This window comes from Staphylococcus warneri (assembly GCF_900636385.1).
Lineage (GTDB): Bacteria > Bacillota > Bacilli > Staphylococcales > Staphylococcaceae > Staphylococcus > Staphylococcus warneri.
Genome location: NZ_LR134269.1, coordinates 1,751,219 through 1,773,638 on the forward strand (window position 1 = coordinate 1,751,219; position 22,420 = coordinate 1,773,638).

Annotated in this window: 20 protein-coding genes; 13 read left to right on the forward strand and 7 right to left on the reverse strand. The window is 32.1% G+C overall.

The window, feature by feature from the left end; genetic code table 11:
• Position 1 precedes the first annotated feature (1 nt).
• From purS to purE, 4 genes are read right to left on the reverse strand one after another with little or no spacing between them, the layout of a single operon-like run.
• Positions 2 to 262 carry a phosphoribosylformylglycinamidine synthase subunit PurS gene (gene purS / locus EL082_RS08555; protein ID WP_002450716.1) on the reverse strand — a complete coding sequence of 87 codons (261 nt, stop codon included), beginning with the start codon at positions 260 to 262 and terminating at the stop codon, positions 2 to 4.
• Positions 262 to 966 carry a phosphoribosylaminoimidazolesuccinocarboxamide synthase gene (gene purC, locus EL082_RS08560; RefSeq protein WP_049416421.1) on the reverse strand — a complete coding sequence of 235 codons (705 nt, stop codon included), beginning with the start codon at positions 964 to 966 and terminating at the stop codon, positions 262 to 264. The genes purS and purC overlap by 1 nt, the downstream gene beginning before the upstream one ends.
• Positions 967 to 2,133 carry a 5-(carboxyamino)imidazole ribonucleotide synthase gene (gene purK / locus EL082_RS08565; RefSeq protein ID WP_078103911.1) on the reverse strand — a complete coding sequence of 389 codons (1,167 nt, stop codon included), beginning with the start codon at positions 2,131 to 2,133 and terminating at the stop codon, positions 967 to 969.
• A complete protein-coding gene (gene purE / locus EL082_RS08570) occupies positions 2,081 to 2,563 on the reverse strand; it encodes a 5-(carboxyamino)imidazole ribonucleotide mutase (RefSeq protein ID WP_002465404.1) in 483 nt (160 codons plus the stop codon). The genes purK and purE overlap by 53 nt, the downstream gene beginning before the upstream one ends.
• A 198-nt stretch (positions 2,564 to 2,761) precedes the next feature.
• Between purE and folD the strand changes: the two genes are divergently transcribed.
• Positions 2,762 to 3,619, forward strand: coding sequence for a bifunctional methylenetetrahydrofolate dehydrogenase/methenyltetrahydrofolate cyclohydrolase FolD (gene folD, locus EL082_RS08575; protein ID WP_002465409.1), 858 nt, complete (start codon positions 2,762 to 2,764; stop codon positions 3,617 to 3,619).
• Positions 3,620 to 3,664: 45 nt separating this feature from the next.
• Here folD and EL082_RS08580 read toward each other — a convergent pair whose 3' ends face one another.
• Positions 3,665 to 4,810: a globin domain-containing protein gene (locus tag EL082_RS08580; RefSeq protein WP_049416425.1), complete on the reverse strand. Its 1,146-nt coding sequence runs from the start codon at positions 4,808 to 4,810 to the stop codon at positions 3,665 to 3,667.
• 261 nt (positions 4,811 to 5,071) lie between these two features.
• Between EL082_RS08580 and EL082_RS08585 the strand changes: the two genes are divergently transcribed.
• The 6 genes from EL082_RS08585 (at position 5,072) to rihC (ending at position 10,662) form a co-directional block, all read left to right on the forward strand.
• On the forward strand, positions 5,072 to 5,389 hold the full coding sequence (locus tag EL082_RS08585; protein ID WP_049416427.1) for a DUF5011 domain-containing protein: 318 nt from the start codon (positions 5,072 to 5,074) through the stop codon (positions 5,387 to 5,389).
• Between the two features lie 285 nt (positions 5,390 to 5,674).
• Positions 5,675 to 6,784 (forward strand): cytochrome aa3 quinol oxidase subunit II, encoded by a 1,110-nt coding sequence (gene qoxA, locus EL082_RS08590; protein WP_002467281.1) that lies wholly within the window; start codon positions 5,675 to 5,677, stop codon positions 6,782 to 6,784.
• Complete coding sequence (qoxB, locus tag EL082_RS08595; protein ID WP_103286267.1) at positions 6,784 to 8,772, forward strand: cytochrome aa3 quinol oxidase subunit I; 1,989 nt, start codon at positions 6,784 to 6,786, stop codon at positions 8,770 to 8,772. The genes qoxA and qoxB overlap by 1 nt, the downstream gene beginning before the upstream one ends.
• Positions 8,762 to 9,367, forward strand: a complete 606-nt coding sequence (gene qoxC / locus EL082_RS08600; protein ID WP_002467280.1) for a cytochrome aa3 quinol oxidase subunit III — start codon at positions 8,762 to 8,764, stop codon at positions 9,365 to 9,367. The genes qoxB and qoxC overlap by 11 nt, the downstream gene beginning before the upstream one ends.
• Positions 9,364 to 9,654, forward strand: coding sequence for a cytochrome aa3 quinol oxidase subunit IV (qoxD, locus tag EL082_RS08605; RefSeq protein WP_002467282.1), 291 nt, complete (start codon positions 9,364 to 9,366; stop codon positions 9,652 to 9,654). Before qoxC ends, qoxD begins: the two co-directional genes overlap by 4 nt.
• A 99-nt stretch (positions 9,655 to 9,753) precedes the next feature.
• Positions 9,754 to 10,662: a ribonucleoside hydrolase RihC gene (rihC, locus tag EL082_RS08610; protein ID WP_103286266.1), complete on the forward strand. Its 909-nt coding sequence runs from the start codon at positions 9,754 to 9,756 to the stop codon at positions 10,660 to 10,662.
• A gap of 67 nt (positions 10,663 to 10,729) precedes the next feature.
• Here rihC and EL082_RS08615 read toward each other — a convergent pair whose 3' ends face one another.
• Positions 10,730 to 11,935: a serine hydrolase domain-containing protein gene (locus EL082_RS08615; RefSeq protein ID WP_002467283.1), complete on the reverse strand. Its 1,206-nt coding sequence runs from the start codon at positions 11,933 to 11,935 to the stop codon at positions 10,730 to 10,732.
• Positions 11,936 to 12,824: 889 nt separating this feature from the next.
• On the opposite strand from EL082_RS08615, the gene EL082_RS08620 reads away from it, so the two are divergent.
• The 4 genes from EL082_RS08620 (at position 12,825) to EL082_RS08635 (ending at position 19,370) form a co-directional block, all read left to right on the forward strand.
• Complete coding sequence (locus EL082_RS08620; protein WP_015365204.1) at positions 12,825 to 14,057, forward strand: LCP family protein; 1,233 nt, start codon at positions 12,825 to 12,827, stop codon at positions 14,055 to 14,057.
• A 35-nt stretch (positions 14,058 to 14,092) separates the two neighbouring features.
• On the forward strand, positions 14,093 to 14,563 hold the full coding sequence (locus tag EL082_RS08625; protein WP_002450730.1) for a DUF2538 family protein: 471 nt from the start codon (positions 14,093 to 14,095) through the stop codon (positions 14,561 to 14,563).
• A gap of 77 nt (positions 14,564 to 14,640) precedes the next feature.
• Positions 14,641 to 15,072 carry a GNAT family N-acetyltransferase gene (locus EL082_RS08630; protein ID WP_002465626.1) on the forward strand — a complete coding sequence of 144 codons (432 nt, stop codon included), beginning with the start codon at positions 14,641 to 14,643 and terminating at the stop codon, positions 15,070 to 15,072.
• 221 nt (positions 15,073 to 15,293) lie between these two features.
• Entirely contained in the window at positions 15,294 to 19,370 is a 4,077-nt protein-coding gene (locus EL082_RS08635; RefSeq protein WP_049416440.1) for a glucosaminidase domain-containing protein, read from the forward strand.
• Between the two features lie 143 nt (positions 19,371 to 19,513).
• On the opposite strand, the gene EL082_RS08640 is transcribed toward EL082_RS08635, so the two are convergent.
• Complete coding sequence (locus EL082_RS08640; protein WP_002450733.1) at positions 19,514 to 19,933, reverse strand: MarR family transcriptional regulator; 420 nt, start codon at positions 19,931 to 19,933, stop codon at positions 19,514 to 19,516.
• Between the two features lie 152 nt (positions 19,934 to 20,085).
• On the opposite strand from EL082_RS08640, the gene EL082_RS08645 reads away from it, so the two are divergent.
• Complete coding sequence (locus EL082_RS08645; protein ID WP_015365207.1) at positions 20,086 to 21,093, forward strand: acyltransferase family protein; 1,008 nt, start codon at positions 20,086 to 20,088, stop codon at positions 21,091 to 21,093.
• A 142-nt stretch (positions 21,094 to 21,235) separates the two neighbouring features.
• Positions 21,236 to 22,411, forward strand: coding sequence for an aminotransferase class I/II-fold pyridoxal phosphate-dependent enzyme (locus tag EL082_RS08650; protein ID WP_002465612.1), 1,176 nt, complete (start codon positions 21,236 to 21,238; stop codon positions 22,409 to 22,411).
• Positions 22,412 to 22,420: the final 9 nt, after the last annotated feature.

Sequence of the window (22,420 nt, forward strand, 5' to 3'; positions counted from 1 at the left end):
GTTATGCATTCTCCTTTTCATCAATCACTTTATAGCTATATTCTTCAATAACAGTGTTGGCAAATAGCTTTTCACTTAATGTTGTAATAATATTATCAACCGCTTCATCAGTTGCTTCATCAACTGTCATGTATAATACTTTTCCTACTCGAATATCATTAACTTGTTTATATCCTAAATCATGAACTGCTCGATTTAATGCTTGACCTTGTGTATCTAAAACTTGAGGTTGTAAAGTGACATGTAATTCAATTGTTTTCATTATTTTAAATCCTCCAATTTATTTAAAAATGATTGATATGTTTCAATTAATGAGCCCGTATCATTTCGGTAGACATCTTTATCAAAATTTGTATCTGAATATTTATCCCATATTCTGCATGTATCTGGTGAAATTTCATCAGCTAGTAAAATTTTTCCTTCATTTGTAATTCCAAATTCAATTTTAAAATCTACAAGTCTTAATTCCATTTCATCCATTAGTTGAACAAGTACTTTATTAATATCGAGTGCCATTGATTTTAACGTTGAAATTTGATCATCATAAGCAATGTGTAACAACTTAATATGGTCTTCTGTAATCAATGGATCATTTAATTCATCATTTTTATAGAAAAATTCAACCAAAGCCACATCAAAGAGATACCCTTTTTCAAATCCAAGTCTTTGTGTAATAGAACCTGCTGCAATATTTCTAACTACCACTTCTAATGGAATAATTTTCACTGATTCTACTAACTGTTCTGTATCGGATAATTGCTTGATAAAATGACTTTTTAAACCATTTTTTTCTAAGTATTCAAAGATAATTGAAGTAATACGATTATTAAGTTTTCCTTTTCCAGACATGGCATCTTTTTTAGCACCATTGCCTGCAGTGACTTCATCTTTGTATTCAACACGTAACTCATTGGGTTTATCCGTGGAATATATTTTTTTAGCTTTACCTTCATAAAGTAATGTCATTTATTGGTCTCTCCCTTCAAAACGCTTCAACATGTCCTTTTCAGTGTCATCGATTCGGTTCGTTAATATAGTCATATGTCCCATTTTTCTATTTGGTTTACGCTCAGATTTACCATAAATATGAACGTGCCATTCAGGATGCGCTGCAAATTCATCTTCCAATAAATCTAAATCTTTACCTAATAAATTCATCATGACAGCAGGCTTTAGTGTTTCTATTTTGTCAGGCAAGGTTTGACCAGTGACTGCTAAAATATGAGTGTCAAATTGTGAATAATCACATGCTTCAATTGAATAATGTCCAGAATTATGAGGTCGAGGTGCGATTTCGTTAACATACAATTGATCATTGCAATCAATGAAAAACTCAACTGTAAATGTTCCTATAAAGTGGACAGTTTTTATTATTTTTTCAACTTCTCGTTTAGCATTCTCGATTTGATTACATCTCGCAGGGACTATGGTTTTGAATAAAATTTGATTTCTATGTTCATTTTCTTGTAGTGGGAAGTATGTGATTTGTTGATGATTACCGATAGTCACAGTAAGTGACACTTCTTTTTTAATATTTAAAAATTGTTCTGCGACACATTCCTGATTTGATACTAATTTTTCAGCTTCTTTAATATCTTCTTCAGATTTAACTAATATTTGACCTTTGCCGTCATAACCACCGAAACGTGTTTTAACAATAAATGGATAGCCAAGTGTATTAGTAGCCTTTGATAAATCATCTTTATGTTTAATTGAGGTATATGGAACAATCTGTGTTCCTGCTTGTTCTAAAGTTTGTTTTTCAGTTAAACGATCTTGAAGTAATTGTATGGCTTGATAGCCTTGAGGAATATTATATTTTTCAGTAAGCGTCTTAAGTTGTTCAGCTGATATATTTTCAAATTCATAAGTAATGACATCCGAACTTTCACCTAGAAGATGCAGTGCACGTTCGTCATCATAATTCGCTTCTATAAATTCATGTGCCACATATCTACATGGACAATCAGAACTTGGATCTAAAACAATCACCTTATATCCCATTTTTTGAGCTGATTGTGCCATCATCTTACCTAATTGACCACCACCAATAATGCCTATGGTTGAGCCAAATGATAGTTTATTGAAGTTCATTTTGCATTTCCTCCACTTTTTGTACCAATGTTTTTTCATAATTTTCCAAATTTTCACGAACTGACGAATTACTTATACCTAATATTCTTGCAGCTAGTATCCCAGCATTTTTAGCCCCTGCTTTACCGATTGCTGTCGTCGCTACTGGAATTCCACCCGGCATCTGTACAATCGACAATAGAGAATCCAATCCTTTTAAACTTTTAGATTCAATAGGAACACCAATAACAGGTAATGTGGTCATCGATGCAACCATACCTGGTAAATGCGCTGCACCACCAGCTCCTGCAATGATTAAATCATAACCGTTGTTACTTGCATGACTCGCAAAATCTACCATTAAATGAGGCGTACGATGCGCTGAAACGACTTTCTTTTCATACGGAATTTCAAATTGTTCAAGCATTGTGCAACTTTCGCTCATAATTTCCCAATCGGAAGAACTACCCATAATGACTGCTACTTTCAAGATGTACACCCTTTCAAAACTTTGGATTTATTTGTCGTTAAGTTGTATATTACAGATATAGCATAACAATCATCAAATGCTTTTTCAATCAAAAATCGAACTTTAATAAGAAATTTTAATTAAATTTACGTCTTTTAGCTATTAAGTTATGTAAATTTAATGTTAAAGTTAAGTTATTGGAAAATAGGAGGAGATATTGTGGTAGCAAAATTATTAGATGGTAAACAAATCGCTAAAGATTATCGTCAAGGTTTAAAAGATCAAGTGGAAGTACTTAAATCTAAAGGATACACACCTAAATTATCCGTAATATTGGTCGGTAACGATGGTGCAAGCCAAAGTTATGTTAGGTCTAAAAAGAAAGCAGCAGAAAAAATTGGAATGATTTCCGAAATCGTTCATTTAAGCGAAGATACTTCTGAAGAAGATGTATTATCAGAATTAGAACGCTTAAATAATGATGATTCTGTCAGTGGCATCCTAGTTCAAGTACCTCTTCCAAAGCAAGTTAGTGAACAAAAAGTATTAGAAGCAATTAATCCAGAAAAAGATGTGGATGGCTTCCATCCAAGTAATATTGGTAAATTATATATTGATGAACAAACTTTTGTACCTTGTACACCATTAGGAATTATGGAAATATTGAAGCATGCTGACATTGATATTGAAGGAAAAAATGCTGTGGTAATTGGTAGAAGTCATATCGTAGGTCAACCTGTATCTAAACTATTACTACAACAAAATGCAACTGTGACAATCCTACATTCAAGATCTAAAGACATGGCTAGTTTCATTAAAGAAGCTGATATCGTTGTCAGTGCAGTTGGAAAACCTGAATTAGTTACTAAAGATATGGTTAAAGAAGGCGCGGTTATCATTGATGTAGGTAATACTCCAGATGAAAATGGCAAACTAAAAGGTGACGTCGCATTTGACGAAGTAAAAGAAGTCGCAAGTGCTATTACACCTGTACCAGGTGGTGTTGGTCCATTAACAATTACAATGGTACTGAATAATACTTTACTTGCAGAGAAAATGCGTCGTGGTATTGAATAATTATAAAAAAGCAGAAGGCGTTGGCCTTCTGCTTTTTTATTCTATTTATACTGCTACACTCAATTTTGGAATAAATGTTTCGTAATGAATTTTAGATTCATCTATATTTAATTCTTTTAAAGCTTTAATCATTGATTGAATGAATGATTTCCCACCGCATACATAAATTTCCGTATCATTGTCGATCCATTGTTTTAATTGTTCACTACCAATATAGCCGTTTTTATTTTTATCGTATAAGTCATACGTTGCTTGCGTGTTCTCATTAGCAATAGCAGTTAATAATGATGAGAACGGTGCATCGTCCATGTCATTTGTTACTTGTATAAATCGAGCTTCTCCATTGTCATTTACTACTTCATTAAACATAGATACGAGTGGCGTTACGCCTATACCAGATCCTAGGAACAACTGTCTTTTACCCTTTTCAACAACATGAAATGGCCCTACAGGAGCTGTCAAATTAATATTGTCCCCTTCTTGAAATTCATCATGTAAAATTGTAGATACTTCACCTTCATGTTCTGTAGTTACATCTCTTTTCACCGCAAAAGTAAGATGATTTTTATCGCCTTTTACAATTGAATAATGTCTTTTAGCTCTATAAGGCATTTTTTCACTACCTACATCGACGGTAATATATTGACCAGGTACAAACTGACTTAAATCATATTCACCCGAAGAGACTGTGAAAGCTTTAATATCAGAAGAGACTTGTTCTATGGTTTCAACTTTAAATGGCTGGAAGCCGTCCCATAGCATGTCTTTATAGATATCTTTTTCAACAGAAATGAATATGTCTGCAATTTCTTGATAAGCTTTTTTCCATGTTTTAATAATTTCATGGTCGTCATCTAATCCAACAACTTCTTTTATTGCTGCAATTAAGTTTTCACCAACGATATCGTATCCTGCTGGTGGTACTTGTAAAGCGCAATGTTTATAAGCGATTTCTTTTACTACAGGTAGGATAGCTTCAAGATGATCAATATTAACCGCTGCGGCTAACACAGATTGAGCTAATGCAGTAGATTGTAATCCACGCTGTTGATTTGTTTGATTAAACATGTTTTTTAGTTCAGGATGTTGTTTAAACATGCGTGCATAAAAATTCGAAGTAATTTCTACTCCTTTATCTTGTAATACTGGTACTGTTTCTTTTACTACGTCTTTTTCTCTTTCACTTAACATTATTTCCACTCCCGGATAACTCGTATTTAAAACCAAAACTTTTTACACTGTCATTCTAAACCTTAACTATGTAGTTAATCAAAGAAATGTTAAATTGTTCACATAACGTTCAATTTACATAATTTTAATTATTTATTTCTTATTATATGTATTAAATATCTAATTAATCAGGTATATTAAGACTATAGTATGATGTATTATTCTGAAAATTAACGTATGATATACATAAATCGTAGTTGACTAACATTCGGAGGTTACTTTATGAACAAACTAATTCAGTCACTATCAGCAATCGGAGTATCTGCTACTATAGTCACACCTAATCTAAATGCCGAAGCGACAACTAATTCGGAACCTCAATTAAGAGGCGTGAATGACATCATCATCGAAAAAGGTGAAGATTATAACCTACTTCAAGGCATAAGTGCTTATGATAAAGAAGATGGTGATTTAACACATAAAATCAAAATAGATGGCGATGTTGATACTACTAAATCAGGTACATATGAGGTTAAATACAAAGTCACAGATTCAGACGGTGCTCAAAAAACTTCAATTAGAAATATTAAAGTCAAATAATATTTTATATTTAGTTGAGATTAAATTCTCAACTTTTTTTATTTTCTGAATATCTTCAAATTATCTATCTAAAAATGCATTATTTATTGCAATTTCACAAATTTGTCCTTTTTCACAAAATGTACACACAATTTTAACAAATCTTACAATCCCCGTCATATCTCAAATTTTTTTAAATTTTTTGCTTATATCAATAATTTTTTTCTTTTAGGTACTTGTAAATATTGTGTAATAAACTAAAATTAGTGGTAAGCCCTACATTTGTAGTATTAGGAGGTCAAAAAAGTGTCAAAATTTAAGTCTTTGCTTCTAATGGTCGGAACACTAATTTTACTTAGTGGTTGTTCGAACATTGAAGTTTTCAATGCAAAAGGGCCAGTAGCAAGTAGTCAGAAGTTCTTGATCATCTATTCAATTATCTTCATGCTTGTTATTGTTGTCGTTGTTCTTGCTATGTTCGCATTCTTTATTTACAAGTATAGTTACAATAAGAATGATGAATCTGGTAAGATGCACCACAATTCTTTAATTGAAACAATTTGGTTTGTGGTACCTATCATTATCGTTATTGCTTTAGCAATTCCAACTGTTAAAACATTATACGATTATGAAAAACCACCAGAAAAAGACAAGGACCCACTTGTGGTTTACGCAGTAAGCGCTGGTTACAAATGGTTCTTTGCCTACCCAGATCAACACATCGAAACTGTTAATACATTAACAATTCCTAAAGATCGTCCAGTCGTATTCAAGTTACAAGCTATGGATACAATGACAAGTTTCTGGATTCCACAATTAGGTGGTCAGAAATATGCCATGACTGGTATGACTATGAATTGGACATTAACAGCAGATCAAACAGGTACTTTCAGAGGTAGAAACTCAAACTTCAACGGTGAAGGTTTCTCACGTCAAACATTTGATGTTAACTCTGTAAGCCAAAGTGATTTCAACAAATGGGTGAAAAAAGCTCAAAGTAAGAAAACGTTAGATCAAGATACATTTGATAAACAAATCTTACCAAGCACACCTAACAAAGAATTAACGTTTAATGGTACTCATATGGCGTTCGTTGACCCTGCAGCTGATCCTGAGTATATCTTCTACGCATACAAACGTTATAACTACGTTCAGAAAGATCCTAACTTCGTTGACGAAAAAGATCTTTATAAAGATGTAAAAGATAAACCAGTGAAACCAGCACGTAAGGTTACTATTTCAAACGCTAACTACAAACGTCATGGTATGACACCAATGATTCTTGGCAACAATGAAAAATACGACAATGAATTCAAGAAGAAAGAAAAACACAATTCTAAGGAAATGGAAAAAATTTCCAAAGAAGCAAAAGACGATAGTCCGTCTAAAAAAGATGATCATGGAGGTGGACATTAATGAATTTTCCATGGGATCAATTAATCGTTAAAGGTAACTGGATGATTACAATGGCACAAATTGGTGCGCCATTCTTAGTTATCGGCCTTATAGCGGTAATTACGTATTTCAAATTATGGAAATATCTTTATAAAGAATGGTTCACATCCGTAGACCATAAAAAAATCGGTGTTATGTATTTAATCTGTGCCGTATTAATGTTCGTCCGTGGTGGTATTGACGCGTTACTTATTCGTACGCAATTAACTATTCCAGATAACAAATTCTTGGAATCAAATCACTACAATGAAATTTTCAGTACGCACGGCGTTATCATGATTATATTCATGGCTATGCCATTTATCTTTGGTTTATGGAATATTGTTGTTCCTTTACAAATTGGTGCACGTGATGTTGCCTTCCCTGTAATGAACAACGTAAGTTTCTGGCTATTCTTTGCTGGTATGATTTTATTCAACCTATCATTTATCATAGGTGGATCACCAGCTGCTGGTTGGACAAACTATGCACCACTTGCTGGTGAATTTAGTCCTGGTCCAGGTGTTAACTACTATCTAGTTGCAATTCAAATCTCCGGTTTAGGTACTTTAATGACCGGTATCAACTTCTTTGTAACAATCTTAAGATGTAAAACACCAACAATGAAGTTTATGCAAATGCCAATGTTTACTGTAACAACATTCATTACTACTTTAATCGTTATCTTAGCTTTCCCTGTATTAACAGTGGCTTTAGCTTTAATGACAGTAGATAGAGTGTTTGGAACAGCATTCTTTACAGTTGCAGATGGCGGTATGCCTATGTTATGGGCGAACTTCTTCTGGGTATGGGGGCACCCTGAAGTATATATCGTTATCTTACCTGCATTTGGTATTTACTCTGAAATTATTCCAACATTTGCGCGTAAACGCTTGTTCGGTCATCAAAGCATGGTCTGGGCAACTGCTGGTATCGCGTTCTTAAGTTTCTTAGTTTGGGTTCACCATTTCTTCACAATGGGTAATGGTGCTTTAATCAACTCATTCTTCTCAATTTCAACAATGTTAATCGGTGTACCTACCGGCGTTAAGCTATTCAACTGGCTATTAACATTGTATAAAGGTCGAATTACTTTTGAGTCACCGATGTTATTCTCATTAGCATTCATCCCTAACTTCCTATTAGGTGGGGTTACTGGTGTAATGTTAGCGATGGCATCAGCTGACTATCAATATCACAACACTTATTTCTTAGTAGCTCACTTCCACTATACATTGGTTACTGGTGTAGTATTTGCCTGCTTAGCTGGTTTAATCTTCTGGTATCCAAAAATGATGGGCTACAAATTAAACGAAACGTTAAACAAATGGTGCTTCTGGTTCTTCATGATCGGATTTAACGTTTGTTTCTTACCACAATTCATCCTTGGATTAGATGGTATGCCACGTCGTTTATACACTTATATGCCTTCTGATGGTTGGTTCTTATTGAACTTCATTTCAACTATCGGTGCTTTATTAATGGCAATTGGTTTCTTATTCTTAGTGGTAAGCATTGTTTACAGTCACATTAAAGCGCCACGTGAAGCTACAGGCGATAACTGGGATGGCCTTGGTCGTACATTAGAGTGGACTACTGCTTCAGCAATTCCACCTAAATACAACTTTGCTGTCACTCCAAATTGGAATGACTATGATACATTTGTAGATATGAAGGAACATGGTCGTCATTATTTAGACAACCATAATTACAAAGATATTCATATGCCAAATGACACTCCAGTTGGTTTCTGGATGGGTATCTTCTTCACAATTGGTGGTTTCTTCTTAATCTTTGAAACAATCATTCCAGCGGCTATCTGCTTAGCAGGTATCTTTGGTACTATGATTTGGAGAAGTTTCCAAATCGACCACGGTTACCATATCCCTGCTTCTGAAGTAGCTGAAACTGAGGCTCGTTTAAGAGAAGCACGAATTAAAGAAAGGGAGGCTGTAAGTCATGAGTCATGATACTAATACAATCGATTCACGTACGCATGAAGGCGAATTAAATAAACTTGGCTTTTGGATTTTCCTTACAGCCGAATTCGCGTTATTCGGTACCCTATTCGCAACGTTATTAACTTTGCAACACGGTGGCGATTACGCTGGCAAGATGACTACAGAATTATTTGAATTACCATTAGTTTTAATAATGACATTTGCGTTATTATTAAGTTCATATACATGTGGTATTGCAATTTACTACATGCGTAAAGAAAAACAAAACTTAATGATGTTTTGGATGATTCTTACTGTACTACTAGGGCTTGTATTCGTAGGTTTCGAAATCTACGAATTCGCACATTATGCAACTGAAGGTGTTAACCCTACTATTGGTTCCTTCTGGTCTAGTTTCTTTATTCTTTTAGGAACTCATGGTTGTCACGTTTCAGTTGGTATTGTTTGGATTATTTGTTTATTAATTCAAATTGGTACTCGTGGTTTGGATTCATATAATGCTCCAAAATTATTTATAGTAAGTTTATACTGGCACTTCTTAGATGTTGTTTGGATCTTCATCTTCACTGCCGTATATATGATAGGGATGGTGTATAGCGGATGAATACAATCGTAAAACATACTGTCGGATTTATTGCTTCTATCGTATTAACGCTTTTAGCAGTTTTCGTAACTCTATACACATCAATGACTTTCCATGCTAAAGTAACAATTATTTTTGGATTTGCATTTATCCAAGCTGCAGTTCAATTATTAATGTTCATGCACTTGACTGAAGGTAAAGACGGTCGTGTGCAATCATTCAAAGTTATCTTTGCAATTATCATAACTCTTGCTATCGTTGTCGGTACGTATTGGGTTATGCAAGGTGGTCACTCACACCACTTATAAAAAGTATAGAAATCATACTTTTAGACCTGTTAGCATTTGCTAGCAGGTCTTTTTTGCGTCAAAATATAATTACTTACTATTTTTAAGGAGAAGATGAACATGACGATATCATTGATTATAGATACAGATCCTGGTATTGATGATGCGGCAGCTATTAGCTTAGCGCTCAATCACCCGCAATTAGATGTAAAAATGATTACAACGGTAAATGGTAATGTGAATATTGATAAAACAACTGCTAACGCTTTAAAATTAAAATATTTTTTCAATAGTCATGTGCCTGTTTTTAAAGGCGCATCACGTCCATTAATTTCAAATCCTGTTGATGCAGCTGAAGTTCATGGGGATTCTGGTATGGATGGCTATGATTTTAAATCTCCTACAGATGAAAAAATTTCACCTATGAACGCTATCGAAGCCATGAAAAATGTATTAAAGGAAAGCACTTCCCCCATTACTATTGTTGCTATTGGACCATTAACAAATATTGCGCTTCTACTTGCTACCTATCCAGAAATCAAATCAAAGATTAAGCAAATTGTAATTATGGGTGGTAGTAGCGGCAGAGGTAACGTTACACCTCTTGCAGAATTTAATATATATTGCGACCCTGAAGCAGCTAATATTGTTTTTAACTCTCAACTTCCTTTGGTTATGATTGGATTAGATTTAGCACGTCAAGCCATGTTTTCCCATGAATTTATAGAAAAAATAAAAGCAACGAATCAGACTGGTGATATGTTATCTCAATTGTTCCAACATTATCGAACTGAAAATGTTCATGAAGGTCTCAAATTATATGATGTATTCACTATTTTATATTTAATAGATGCTGATCTATTTAATGTATTTGATGCAAATGTTCAAATAGAATTACAATGTATACTTACTAAAGGGGCAACTGTTGTAGACTTTAATTCAATAGAACCTAACTGTCAGGTTGTTCATTCCCCTATTTCAAATTATTATCAACATGCGTTTTTACAAGCGCTTGCTCATTGTAAATAAATCAAAAACGCACATGTCGTATGTCTCATAGACAACAACATGTGCGTTTATATTTATATCATTATCATTACTTCACTTGAATTCCAGGAACATTATATTGCTTTTTCTGATGAAGCATATCATAGAATACATGTTTCATTTTATTCTCATTTGTTTCATCTGCTGTTTCGCCTTCAACAGTTAAGTTGCTTGCTAATATCACGATATATTTATCATTGTAATATACTGTGAATTTTTGTCCGAAGAATACACCATTGACTCGGTTCATGGTTGGCGTAACATAAAAACCGTATCGGTATTCCTTAGGATATTGTTTTGTACCAAATTCATGAAGTAATGGATTCGTTACATCCGCATCAAATATTTTATAATGTTGTAAAGCAAGTATTAATTGCCCCATATCATGAGGTGCCATATATAAATTACCTGCACCATAATATTGATCAAGAATTTTAGGATGCATTAAAGAGAATTTATTATGATTGATTTTATAACCCCTAGCCATATACTTTTGATATACTTTCTCATCAAAGAAAGCACTATGTTTTAATTTAAAAGGATTGGCTAGTCTACTATAATAATTTTCAACATAAGGTTTATGAGTTACTTTTTCAATTACTTTCGCAAGGACTAAATAATTGCCATCATTATATTGATGCTTATGATAAAATTTGTCATCAATGCCTTTTTGCTGAATTGATTTAACAGCTTGATCTAGATTTTTAATATTTGTAGATGCTTCATATTTATGTAGACCACTCTCATGTAGCATCAAATCTTTTAGCGTTATCTCTTTGCTTGTTTTAAACCAAGGTAAGTATTTTGTCACGGGGTCATTGATATTGACCTTATTTTCAACTTCAAGTTGTTTTAACATTAATCCAGTAGTGAATTTTTGAGAAGACCCAATTAAATACATCGTATTAGCTGAATTTTTTTCACCATTTTCGAAGTTTTTAAATCCATAACCTTTATCTAATTTAACTTTTCCGTTTTCAAATACAGTTGCAGTTCCATTAAAGTTAGTTGCTTTCAAATAATTATTGATATCTTTGTATACAGGATTTTTCTTATCCATCACATTTTTTAGTTTCTTAGGTGCCTTCTCATGTTTATCTTTTTTCAATATGTAAGTTTCATTATCGTTTTTTTGAAAAATACGACTGTCTGTTTGTAAGTATTCGCTCCATTTTCTCCCAAATATAATCATTAATACAATAAGTATTACTAATACTATTATGAAAAATATAATTTTAGTCTTATTCAGTTTCATGTTATTATTTGCCTCACCTGTTAATATCAATATTTTTCTTCAATATAAAATTTTGATATTATGACAATCATTTTTTATATCCATAATACTCCTAGAAAAATATTTAAATTAATCTATTATTTTTTTCTTTCTCAAATACAGAAGTAACACAACACTATCTTATTCAATTTTAAACTTACTTACACCATCCCCTTTTTAATCAGAAAATCAACTATAATATTAATGCACACTTATCAAGTAAATGAAATATAGTTAGTTAGTATAGTATTCATTTTATACACTATGCATAATTATAACGTATATCCCTTTTTAAATCACTTTAATTAAATGATACCTCTATAAAAAATTATTTCCATTGTACTTTAGTACCATAAAGCTAAAATGTGTATTAAAATTTTATTAAAGTGCGCAGATATATTACTAAATGTGTGTACGTAGTCTACTAAAAATATGTTCTTCAATTTAATCATTTATCAATACTTAACAGCTAGTCATCGAAAAATAAAATCATAGTATATAAATAAGGTATAATTATGCAAAATAATATGCATTGCTAAAAGATATAATCAAGAAGTCTATAAACCATTAACTCTATATCACATACTCATTCAATTATTTGTTACATAATAATCAATTTCAGTTTTTTTCTATAAATTCACAATAAATATAACTCTCTTATCACACTTAATACTTGGAATCATTTATAATATGAGATGTAAATTAAATTTTAAGAATGTAATAATTTTGTATATGTATGTGTTGTAATTTTAACTATAAAGTAATACAATTTAAGGCTATAGTGTGGAAAATAAATAACAACGATACCAAGAAACAACATAACTTTTAATAAAATAAAAAAATAAGTTTATACTATTTAGGAGCAACAAATATGAATAAATTTTTTAAATTCTTTTTAATTCTACTAACCTTCGCTCTTATTGCAATTCCTGTTGTTTTTGCTAATAATCTTTTCAAATCATCGGAGAAAGCATTTGAATCTTCTCAAGATAAAAGTAACGCTGATCGGCAATCTAACTTAAGAAGTTCAAAAATCGACCCTGAAAAAGATCCAATCTCTATCTTATTCTTAGGTATCGATGATAATGAAGGCCGTGAAAAAAATGGTCAGAGTTTGGAGCATTCAAGATCAGATGCAATGATTTTGTCCACTTTCAATCAAGAAAAACATCAAATCAGAATGTTAAGTATACCTCGTGATACAATTAGTTATATCCCTAAAGTAGGCTATTATGACAAAATAACTCACGCTCACGCATATGGAGGGCCTATTGCTGCTATGGATTCAGTAGAAGCAACAATGAATGTACCCGTTGATTATTATGCACGTGTTAATATGAAGGCATTCGTTCAAGCTGTTGATGAACTCGGTGGTATATATTATGACGTACCCTATAATTTAAATGAACCAAATAGTGATGATACTGGAAGAATTAAAATTAAGAAAGGCTACCAAAAGTTAAATGGTGATGAAGCTTTAGCTGTTGCTAGAACACGCCACCATGATTCTGATTTAAAACGTGGTCAACGTCAAATGGACTTAATTAAAATCTTATTCCAAAAAGCACAGACACTAGATTCATTTGATAAGTTAGACGAAGTCATTAGTATTGTAGGAAAAAATGCAAAACATAACTTAACTAAATCTGAAATTAAATCATTAGCTAAAATGTATTTATCTGATAGTGTAGAGATGAAAAAATCACAACTAGAAGGTAAAGACGATATGTTAGATAATATTTATTATTACAATCCGAGCATTAAGAGCATTCAAAAATATTCAAATATCTTGCGCTCTGATTTAGGGTTATCTAAAATTACAGATAAAGATGACTTCTTAAATCAAAGAGTCATTGACCATTATGGTTCATTAGTTCCATTAACTAAACTAGATGACTCGTTATTAAGAAAAGCACAAAATGATACAACAGATAAAAAGCATAAAAAAGATAACAGTAACGACACGAATCAACAATCAGATAATAACAATGAGCAATCTCAAAGCAACGATATGAACGAACAACAACCAAATGAAACAGTTAATAATCAAAACAATCAACAATCGACACAACAAGGTCAAGAAATTGATACAACTGCTTATTAATCCAGTTATATAGTGATATGAAAGGAGTTGCTAAGATGTCACGAAAAACATATGAAAAGATAGCCAATATCAATGGTATGTTTAATGTTTTAGAACAACAAATTATTCATAGTAAAGACATGGCTTTATTTAGAAATGAATTTTTCTATGTGAATCATGAACATAGAGAAAATTATGAAGCACTACTTATTTATTATAAAGAAAGTAATCATAATCCCGTTGTAGATGGTGCATGTTACATCGTAGCGCTTCCAGAAATTTTTAATAAAGTTGATATTTTCGAATCAGAACTACCATTTTCTTGGGTATATGATGAAAATGGTATAACCGAAGAAATGAAAAGTATTAGTGTTCCCTTACAATATTTAATTGCGGCAGCACTTGAGGTAACGGATGTAACACTATTTAAACCATCAGGGTTTACGATGGGAATGAATAATTGGAATATAGCTCAAATGAGAATATTTTGGCAATATACCGCAATTATTAGAAAAGAAGCTTTATAAAATAACAGATTATCATAGGGAAGAAGACATCAAACCATTCGTCTTCTTCCCTATTTTATATCCAAAGGAGATTAAATATGTTTAATGAAGTGACAAATGATCAAATGTTACAAGATTGTTTTAAAATTAGAAAAGAGGTGTTTGTTAAAGAACAACATGTTCCAGAAGACAATGAAATTGATAAATATGAAAACGAGGCAATACATATTATTGGTTACAACGAAGATAATCTACCAATTGCTACGGCACGCATACGAATGTTAAATGAAGAAATAGGTAAAGTTGAACGTGTTGCAATTCTAAAAGAATATAGAGGCTTAGGTTTAGGTTTAAAATTATTACAATTTGTGGAAAAAATTGCTCATACATATCAACTTACATTCTTAACGATGCACGCACAATATTATGCTATACCATTCTATGAAAAGTTAGGTTATAGCACTTCAGGACAACCATTTTATGAAGAAAATATTAAACATATTGTTATGGATAAAAATATGAATACTTGATGGCTAAATCTCACTAAATATTTTGTAATATTTCATTAAACTCAAATTAATAATTTTTATGAAATTACTTGCGTACCATCAATGTTTAAAGCCCTTACATCTCTGCCACACCAAATTTTTATAGGTTAAAATTCTATTACAAATCTGTTAAAAGACGTACACGTACCTATTCTCATACTATAATTAATACAAATTCAAAAGATACAAGGAGTAATTATATAATGACGAAAAAATTCAATTACAAATTACCGTCAATGGTTGCAGTAACTTTATTGGGAACAGCATTTACGGCTCACCATGCAGATGCAGCAGAAACAGCACAAGATCAAACAAAAAATAAAAATGTACTGGATGACCAAGCAACACTAAAACAAGCTAATAATGCCAAACAAGAAGTGAGTAATCCTACACAAAATATTTCTGGTACTCAAACTTATCAAGATCCAACTAAAGTCAAACCAGTAAAAACTACTTCTACAGAAAATAATGATGCATCAATTAATCAACAGAAAACTGAAAATGCTTCTACTAATGAAAATACAAATGTAAAAGCTCAAACTACAGATGCGTCAAATCAAAATAATAATCAAATCGATGAAAATTCAACTAGTGCAGAAACTCAGAAACAAGAAGAGTCAAATAAAGACCTCGAAAACAATGAAAATCAATCTTTACAACAAGATTCAACTAAAGAGAATAATCAAGAGGTTGCTCAGCAAAATGCTAGACAAAACGCTTCAACTACACAAGAAAAAGCGACTGAGACTATAACTCAAAATCAATCTCAAGAACAAGCTCAAACAACTAGTCAAAGTGCTAAACAAGCCGTTAAAGATAATGGTGGTTACAGTTTAGATGATGATGAAGATGATGTAGACGATGAATCTAATTCAGTTGGCGCTTCACAAAAGACACAAGCAATTCAACAATCTAAAGAAAATGTTGCTACAAGTACTGATACTAAAACGCAGTCAGCAACACCTAAAGCTAATGAGTTAAAGGCAAATAACGTGTCTAATGAATCTGCTAAGGTATCATCTACTCAGTCTAATGACAATGCTACTAAAGAAAATGCTAAACAAGTCACTACATTCAATTCAGTAGCTAAACCAAGAATGATGTATGCAACTGCTAATAGAGCAACTTCATCATTACCAAAGTATCAACCACAAGTGAAATCTTCAATAAATGATTATATTCGTAAAAAGAACTTTAAAGCACCACAAATCGAAGAAGATTATTCATCATACTTCCCTAAATATGGCTATAGAAATGGTGTAGGCCGTCCAGAAGGTATTGTGGTACATGATACAGCAAATGAAAATTCTACTATTACTGGCGAAATCAACTACATGAAAAATAATTACAACTCAGCTTTCGTACATGCATTTGTAGATGGTAACCGTATTATTGAAACTGCACCTACTGATTATTTATCATGGGGTGCTGGTCCAAATGCGAATGACCGTTTTATCAACGTTGAAATCGTCCATACACATGATTATGATTCATTTGCGCGTTCTATGAACAACTATGCTGATTATGCAGCAACACAATTACAATACTATGGTTTAAAACCGAATAGCGCTGAAAATGACGGAAGTGGTACAGTATGGACTCACGCAGCTATTAGTAGATGGTTAGGTGGAACAGACCATGCTGATCCACACGGATACTTACAACAACATAATTATAGTTACAACGAATTATATGATTTAATTAATGAAAAATATCAAATCAAGATGGGACAAGTAGCACCTTGGGGGACAACAACTACTACAAAACCATCTACAGGTGGTTCAACAACAAAACCATCAACAAATGATAAATTAACAGTTGCCGCTAATAGCGGTATGGCTCAAATTAAACCAACTAATAATGGTTTATATACAACTGTTTATGATAAAAAAGGCCACTCTACTAACCAAGTTCAAAAAGCATTGTCTGTAACCAAAACAGCTACTCTAGGTAGTAATAAATTCTACCTTGTACAAGATTATAATACTGGTGAAAAATTTGGTTGGGTTAAACAAGGTGATGTTGTTTATAACACTGCTAAATCACCTGTTAAAGTAAATCAATCTTACAATGTTAAACCTGGTACTAAAGCTTATACAGTTCCTTGGGGCACAGATAAACAAGTTGCAGGTACTGTATCTGGTAAAGGTAACCAAACTTTTAAAGCTACAAAACAACAACAAATTGATAAAGCTATTTACTTATATGGTTCTGTTAATGGTGTAAATGGATGGATTAGTAAAAGTTTCTTAACAACACCATCAACATCTAATACAACTAAACCTACTACGCCTTCTAAACCAGCAACTAACAATCAATTAACTGTCGCTGCTAATAACGGTGTAGCTCAAATCAAGACATCAAACAGTGGTGTTTATACAACAGTTTACGATAAAACAGGTAAATCAACTGTCCAAGTTCAAAAAACATTAGCAATTTCAAAAACAGCTACTTTAGGTAATGATAAATTCTACCTTGTACAAGATTATAATACAGGTAAAAAATACGGATGGGTTAAACAAAGTGATGTTACTTACAACACAGCTAAAGCCCCTATTTCTATAAATCAATCTTATAATGTTAAACCTGGTACAAAAGCTTATACAGTACCTTGGGGTACGTTTAAACAAGAAGCTGGTACAGTTTCAGGTAAAGGCAATCAAACTTTTAAAGCTACTAAGCAACAACAAATTGACAAAGCTACTTACTTATATGGCACTGTCAATGGTATCTCTGGCTGGATTAGCAAATATTATTTAACTGAGCCTACTGCTACAAGAGCTGCATTTGCACAACCTAAAATGGCTACTAAATCTAATGTTGCAACTAATAATGAAGCAGCTAAAGCTCAATCACCAACTAATGTGAATACAACACAAGCCACAAAACAAATTGGTCAAGTGAAAGCTAATAATGCTGGTATCCGTAGTTCTGTATACGATAAAACTGCTAAGAGTGGTACTAAATATGCTGACCGTACCTTCACTATTTCTAAACAAAGAACCGAAGGCGATCAAACATACGTATTATTGCAAAATACAGCTTCAAATACACCTTTAGGCTGGGTTAATATCAATGACGTCGACGTTCAGAACTTAGGTAATGAAGCCAAATTATCAGGTCAATATAAAGTTAATAACAATAACAATGGCCTTTATTCAATAGCTTGGGGTACTAAAAATCAACAATTATTACCTGCTAGTCAATTAGCAAATCAAACATTTAATGCTTCAAAAGCGGTATATGTTGGTAAAGAAAAATATTTATATGGTACTGTAAATAATCGTACTGGCTGGATTGCTGCTAAAGATTTAGAACAAGCAAACTCAAATAATCCAGCAACACCTTATAACTACACTTTCGTTATCAAAAATAACCATGGCTATTATTACGACGAACCAAGTGCTAAAAATGGCTATTCTTTAAAAACATATTTTGAGAAACCATTTGTAGTTATTAAACAAAAACAACAAAATGGTGTGACTTGGTATTATGGTAAACTTACTAATGGTAAATACGTATGGATTAAAGAAAGTGATTTAACAAAAGAATTAGTTAAATATTCAAATACAGGTCGTACATTAAATCAAATGGCATCAATCCAAAATAACTTAAGTTTTGGTCCACAAGTTCAAAGAACTCCTGGTGTATGGTCAAACGCGACATTTGGCGAGACTAAAAATGCAATGGATTCAAATAAACTTGCTAAAGATCCAGTTTCTAAATATCAATTTTTACGTTTAGATCAACCACAATATTTATCTGAAGCTACACTAAATAAATTATTAAAAGGTAAAGGTGTTCTTGAAAATCAAGGTGCTGCATTTAGTCAAGCTGCTAAGCAATATGGACTAAATGAAATTTATTTAATTTCACATGCCTTATTAGAAACAGGTAATGGTCAATCTCAATTAGCTAAAGGTGCTAATATAACAAACGGTGTGGTTAATACACGTTCTACAACTAAATATCATAATGTATTCGGTATTGCTGCATTTGACTACAATGCTTTAGGTGAAGGTGTAAAATTTGCTAAAGCATCTGGATGGAATTCTGTTTCAAAAGCAATTATTGGTGGCGCTAAATTCATCGGTAATTCTTATGTGAAAGCTGGTCAAAATACTTTATATAAAATGCGTTGGAATCCAGAAAATCCAGGTACACACCAATATGCAACAGATATTAATTGGGCTGAGTCAAATGCACAAGTATTAAAAGGTTTATATGATCAAATTGGTGAAGTTGGTAAATTCTTCGATATTCCAAAATTCAAAGCCTAATTTAATACAACATTACGAGGTAAATCCTTGATAAAAAGCCAGTAGATGAATTCATCTACTGGCTTTTATTTACATATTAAAAGAGATCACCCTAGCCTATGTAGGATGATCTTCATTACAACAACATTGATACACAGTTATGATTAAATATAACTATGACGACTATTCAACTTATTTAATAGTTGGTTTAAATTCTCAATTTCACTTTCTGATAAACATTGGCATCGGGCTTCTATTAACTCACAACGTGCTGTATTAATCTGTTTAATAAGTGCGCGTGCTTCATCAGTAAGTACAAGTTCCTTACATCTTAAATCTTCATGTGATTGGTGACTTGTAATATAGCCTTTCAATACAAGTTTCTTAATCCATCTTGAGACAATGGATTGTTCTCTACTCACTTTCATTGTTAAGTCATATTGAGATAAACGGTCATAATTGTACAATATACGTAGTAATTCTAATTGTTCTGATGTAATGTCTGTTCTTTGTCCAAAGCGTCGGTTAACTATATTTAAATCATTGTTAGTAAGTGTGATAAGTTTTTCAAGTTGTTTATACATGCTGTTCTACTCCACTTTATTTAGTTGATAATATTATATGCTTTTTTTATAAGATATACAATAGGATTTTATGCTAAGGTCAAAATCGTTGCATAATTGCCATAAAATATAATAAATTAAGTACAGTCAAACATGAAAAAGGAGACATTTATATGCCTTCCATCAAGGAAAGGGATTATTTCTTTGATAATGCCCGAGCTATACTAATATTTTTAGTGGTGCTAGGACACCTATTACAGCCTTATACATCAGAAGATAAATACTTATCTGCATTATATCTTGTTATTTATAGTTTCCATATGCCAACATTCTTATTTATTTCAGGATATTTTGCGAAAAATTTGGATAAACCCTATTATCTAGAACATATTGCTAAAAAATTATTATTACCTTACTTTATATTTTTCGCATTTTACTCAGTTTATTATTTCTTAACTGGTAAAAGCGATAGCTTACAATTGGATCCATTCAATCCAGTCTTTGCATTGTGGTTCTTACTAACATTATTTTTCTTCCACGTTGTACTTGTTATTGTAAGAAGATATAATCCAATGATTGTGTTAGGAACCTCTTTACTTGTTTCAATTTTTGCTGGATTCTCAGCTAATATTGATGAATATATGAGCATTTCTCGTACTATTGTATTTTTCCCAATTTTTTATTTAGGACATTTATTTACTCAACAACAAAGTATGGTAATTAGAAGTAAAAAATGGGTGCCTATTTCTATAGTTGTATTTGTCCTTTATTTTATTGGGTATCTTATACATCCAATAAATGCAGATTGGTTGCTAGGAAGTTCACCTTATACGTCACTTGAACAAAATGCCGAAGATGTATATAGTCCACTCAAACGTTTATTACTTTATGCTGTAATACTAACTTCGATGTTTGCTTTTTTAAATTTAACATCTCAAAAATTACGCTTTTACACTTATATAGGTAGTCGAACGATGTATGTGTATTTATTACATGGTTTAATTATTGGTATTATCCGTGGATTCGGACTTTATCCATTCAAGTCACACGTTTCTATAATGACGTATTTATTTTTAATTTTATCTTCAGGAATAATTGTTTATCTTTTATCCAACCGATTTATATGTAAATGGACAAATCCAATTATTAACTTGAAATCCCCTTCTAAATTTAAAGGGTAAAAATCACTATAAAATTTTTGTTTTTATACCAAAATGTAGTACTAAAAAATATGTTATGATAGTAATAATTTGAAAGAATTATACGACTATTCAAACAATTCGTAGTACTATATTTTGGTATTTTTTAGAGGAGTTAAGATATATGAAATTACAATTGAACGAGCAATCTAAATTTTTAAGAGCACCTAGTATTCGTCAATTTTCTAATCGTATGCAGCATATTGAAGACTGTATTAATCTAACAATTGGACAACCTGATTTTTCTATGCCAGAGGTTGTTAAAAAAGCTTATATCAAAGCTATTGAAGACAATAAAACAACATATTCTCATAATAAAGGTTTACCTGAAACAAGACAGGCAATCAGTCAGTACTTTAACAATAAATATGGGTTCAACTATAATGTAGATGAAATTATCGTAACTAATGGGGCTAGTGAAGCATTAGATACTGCTTTAAGAAGCATCATTAATCCAGGGGACGAAATTTTAATTCCTGGACCTACTTATGCTGGTTACATTCCTTTAATCCAAACTTTAGGAGGGAAACCTGTATTTATTGATACATCGACCTCTGCTTTTAAAATCACACCTGAATTAATCGAACAATATATCTCAAGTCAAACTAAGGCAATTTTGCTTAATTATCCAACTAATCCTACAGGCGTGACCCTATCCAAATCAGAAGTTAAAGCGATTGCGGAAACATTATCTAATCATGAGATATTTATTATTAGTGATGAAATATATGCTGAAAATACCTTTAATGGCCAACATACTTCATTTGCTGAATTTGATATCATTAGAGATCAACTACTACTTATAGGTGGTTTAAGTAAATCACATTCTGCTACGGGCATTCGTATCGGTTTCTTAATGGGACCAGAGTATTTAATTGAAAAATTAACATTCATGCATGCTTATAATTGCATTTGTGCTAATGTCCCTGCACAACATGCGTGTATCGCTGCATTAACTGAAGGTTTAGAAGCACCTCAATATATGAACCAAGCATATATTGAACGTCGAGATTATTTGATCAATGCATTAACATCATTAGGGTTTGAATTGAATGCTAAACCTGAAGGTGCCTTTTACATTTTTCCGAGTATTAAAAAATACACAGAAGATGATTTTAACTTCTGTGTCGATGTTTTAGAAAAAGCACACGTTGCTATGGTACCTGGTTCATCCTTCACAGATATTGGTAAAGGACATGTTCGTATTTCTTACGCTTACGATATGGCCTTACTTAAGGAAGGTATGAAGCGTTTAGAAACATATTTAAAAACGTACTATCCAACTCAATTGACTAAATAAATAAAAACC